Origin of the sequence: Microbulbifer mangrovi (assembly GCF_002009015.1) — a bacterium.
GTDB lineage: Bacteria > Pseudomonadota > Gammaproteobacteria > Pseudomonadales > Cellvibrionaceae > Microbulbifer > Microbulbifer mangrovi.
In genome coordinates, this window is record NZ_LZDE01000150.1 from 1 (window position 1) to 3512 (window position 3512).

The window sequence follows — 3512 nt, forward strand, 5'->3', positions numbered from 1 at the left end:
TAGCGAGCGGGTGGTTGGTGGTGGCCGCCAGCGCGCAGGGTGCGGAGTGTACGTTTGTACATGAGCAGCCCGAGCACTGCCGGACGCCGCCAGGCGCCCGCGCAGTAGTTTTATGCTGATATTTAGATGTACTGATTGATCAGGTTCTCATACAGCTCCTGCTTGCCGCTGGTCATCCGCGGTTCGCCGCTTTCGGCGGCCAGGTTGCGCAGGTCTGCCAGGTTCAGTTTACCTTCGGTAAACGCCTTGCCGTTGCCCTCGCTGAAGCTGGCGTAACGCTGTGTTTTCCAGCTCTGGTACGGAGACTCGGTGAGAATTTTGTGGGCCACTTCCAAGCCGCGGGCGAAGGTGTCCATACCGCCGATATGGCCGAGGAAAATATCTTCCATGTCGATGGACTCGCGGCGCACCTTGGCGTCGAAGTTGAGGCCGCCATTTTTGAAGCCGCCGTTTTCCAGAATCACCATCATGCCGTGCACCGCGTCGTAGATGTCGGTGGGGAACTGGTCGGTATCCCAGCCGTTCTGGTAGTCACCGCGGTTGGCATCCACGGAGCCCAGCAGGCCGGCGTCGGCGCACATCTGCAGTTCGTGGGCAAAGGTGTGGCCGGCGAGGGTGGCGTGGTTGGCTTCGATATTGAGTTTGAAATCCTTGTCCAGGCCGTAGTGACGCAGGAAGCCGATCACGGTCTGGGCGTCAAAGTCGTACTGGTGCTTGGTGGGTTCCATGGGCTTGGGTTCGATCAGGAAGTCGCCCTTGAAGCCAATGGAGCGGCCGTAGTCCCGCGCCATGGTCAGGAAGCGCGCGAGGTTTTCCTGCTCGAGTTTGGTGTTGGCGTTTTGCAGGCAGATGTAGCCTTCACGGCCGCCCCAGAACACGTAGTTTTCACCACCGAGTGCCACGGTGGCGTCCAGGGCGGCTTTCACCTGACTGGCTGCGCGCGCAACCACGTTGAAGTCCGGGTTGGTGGCGGCGCCGTTCATGTAGCGCGGGTGGGAGAACATGTTGGCGGTGCCCCACAGCAGCTTCATACCGGAGGCTTTCTGGCGCTCGGCGGCCAGCTCTACCATCTTCGCCAGGTTGCTTTCGGTTTCCGCGACGGTGCTGCCTTCCGGAGACATATCCACATCGTGGAAACAGTAGTAGGGCACGCCCAGTTTGGTGGCAAATTCGAAGACTGCATCCATGCGCTGCTGTGCGGCGGCCATCGCATTGGGGGCGTCGTCCCAGGCAAATACCTGGGTATCGCGGCCAAACGGATCGGCGCCCTTGCTGCAGAAGGTGTGCCAGTAACACACCGCAAAGCGCAGGTGCTCTTCCATGGTCTTGCCGCCGATGACCTTGCTGGCATCGTAATATTTGAATGCCAGCGGGTTGTCGGATTCGCGGCCCTCAAATTTGATTTGGCCGATTTCGGGGAAGAATTCTTTGTCGCCGACAAATAGATCTCTGCTCATGTTTCTCTCCAGAATTATTCTGTGTTGTTCACAACGTATTAAAGGTCCGGGTACTGCTGGCTGAGCAGATCCAGGAAATTGCGATAGCGGGTTTGGTAGATGGCTACGGATTCGGGATGCGGTGCGCATCCGAGGGACTTGTCCAGTGCCAGGTGTTCATCGATCAGGGCCGGCAGATCCTGTTCCCTGTCGCCACAGGCCCACAGGGCCTGCATCGCCGCGCCGAATGCGGCACCCTCCTGTTGCGCGGGAATCTCTACCGGCAGGTTGAATACATCAGCCACCATCTGACGCCAGTGCGGGCTCTTGGCGCCGCCCCCGGTGAGGCGGATGGCGCTGAACTGCTGCCCGGCACGATTGAAGGCATCCAGCCCGCGGCGCAGGGTATAGGTGGCCCCTTCCATAGCCGCGCGATACAGGTTTGCGGGCGTCATGTTGCTGTCGGTCATGCCGTGCAGGCTGGCGCGGGCGTGGGGCAGGTTGGGAATGCGTTCGCCGTTGTAGAACGGCAGATTGACCAGGCCGCCGGCGCCGGCGGTGGATACTTCCAGCAACTGCTCGCACTCGGCGAGAGACTTGCCTAGTGACTTGCGCGTGATTTCCGTCGCCACGGTACAGTTCATGGTGCACAGCAGTGGCAGCCAGCCACCTGATGAGGAGCAGAACGCAGCTAGGTCACCTTCGGGGTCGATCGCCGGTTTGTCACTGTGGGCAAACACCGTGCCTGAGGTGCCGAGACTGAGGGTCAGCACGCCCGCTTTGATGGAGCCGGTACCGAATGCCGCCAGCATGTTATCGCCGCCGCCGGTGGATACCCTGACGCCCGCGGGTAGGCCGAACGCCTGTCGCGCTGCTTCGCCCAGGGGAAGCGTAGAATGCGCTTCCAGCAGGGGCGGTAAAAGTGGCAGGAGGTCGCGCTCGGGATCGATGGCGGCGAGCATGTCGCGGTCGTATTCCCGGCGCAGGATATTCAGGTAGCCGGTGCCGGAAGCATCGCCGTACTCGGTGAAGATCTTGCCGGTGAGGGTGAAGTTCAGGAAATCGTGCGGCAGCAGGATATGCGCAAGTTCTGCGTAGGCTTCCGGCTTGTTTTTCTTCAACCACAGAATCTTGGGGGCGGTGTAGCCGGGCATGATCGGATTGCCGACGGCGTCGATACAGCGATCAACACCACCAAAACGTGCGGTAATTTCCTCGCACTCAGCGATGGTACTGGTATCGCACCAGAGCTTTACCGGTGCGATCACCTCGCCCGCTTTATTCAGCGGTACAAAGCCATGTTGCTGGCCGGAAACGCCGATACCGCGCACCCGCGCCTTGATCTCTGCGGGCAGCTCTGCCATGCAGTGACGCAGAGCATCCAGCCACCATTCGGCGATTTGTTCGCGAGTGCCGTCGTCGCGGCTGATCAACTCCAGCGGTGCGGCAGTGACATACAGAATTTCTCTCTGCGTGGCGTCATAGGCCAGCAGCTTCAGGCTCTGGGTACCGGCGTCGATCCCCAGGAATACATTTCTTTCGCCGCTCATTGGGCAATCTCCGCGGCGGTTTTACTCTGCGCAGCGCGGGCTTTCAGCTGGTCTTCCAGGGCGACCTGGTCGACCACAAACTTGCGGATACCTTCGCCCAGTTTTTCGTGGGCCATCGCATCGTCGTTGTGCTGGAAACGGAACTCACCTTCGCTAATTGCCGCGGCAGTCTTGCCCGAGGCGGAGTCAGCGCTCAGGGCACGGGGCAGGTCGCCTTCGTCTGCGGCGAGTTCCGCCAGCAGGTTGGGGCTGATAGTGAGACTGTCGCAACCGGCCAGCGCCTCGATCTGCCCAGAATTGCGGAAGCTCGCGCCCATCACCGTGGTCTGGTAACCGTGTTGCTTGTAGAACTGGTAGATGCGCCGTACTGACTGCACGCCGGGATCCTGTTCCCCGGTGAAACTGGTGGCATCGGTGTTTTGCAGGTACCAGTCGAGAATCCGCCCGACAAAAGGTGAGATCAGGGTGACGCCGGCATCTGCGCAGGCGCGGGCCTGGGCGAAGCTGAACAGCAGGGTCAGGTTGC

The 3512-nt window shown here is 60.7% G+C and carries 3 protein-coding genes; all 3 read right to left on the minus strand.

Features of this window, described 5'->3' with window-relative positions:
- Positions 1 to 122 precede the first annotated feature (122 nt).
- Positions 123 to 1457 carry a xylose isomerase gene (xylA, locus tag B4U49_RS00935; protein ID WP_078082724.1) on the minus strand — a complete coding sequence of 445 codons (1335 nt, stop codon included), beginning with the start codon at positions 1455 to 1457 and terminating at the stop codon, positions 123 to 125.
- A gap of 38 nt (positions 1458 to 1495) precedes the next feature.
- Positions 1496 to 2986, minus strand: coding sequence for a xylulokinase (xylB, locus tag B4U49_RS00940; protein WP_078082725.1), 1491 nt, complete (start codon positions 2984 to 2986; stop codon positions 1496 to 1498).
- Positions 2983 to 3512 (minus strand): transaldolase family protein (locus B4U49_RS00945; RefSeq protein WP_275078266.1); only part of this gene is annotated, 530 nt, incomplete at its 5' end. The genes xylB and B4U49_RS00945, both read right to left, overlap by 4 nt.

Excerpts from the sequence above, each read along its gene's own strand:
- xylA (WP_078082724.1), bottom strand. The coding sequence starts at position 1,457 with ATGAGCAGAGATCTATTTGTCGGCGACAAAGAATTCTTCCCCGAAATC.
- xylB (WP_078082725.1), bottom strand. The coding sequence starts at position 2,986 with ATGAGCGGCGAAAGAAATGTATTCCTGGGGATCGACGCCGGTACCCAG.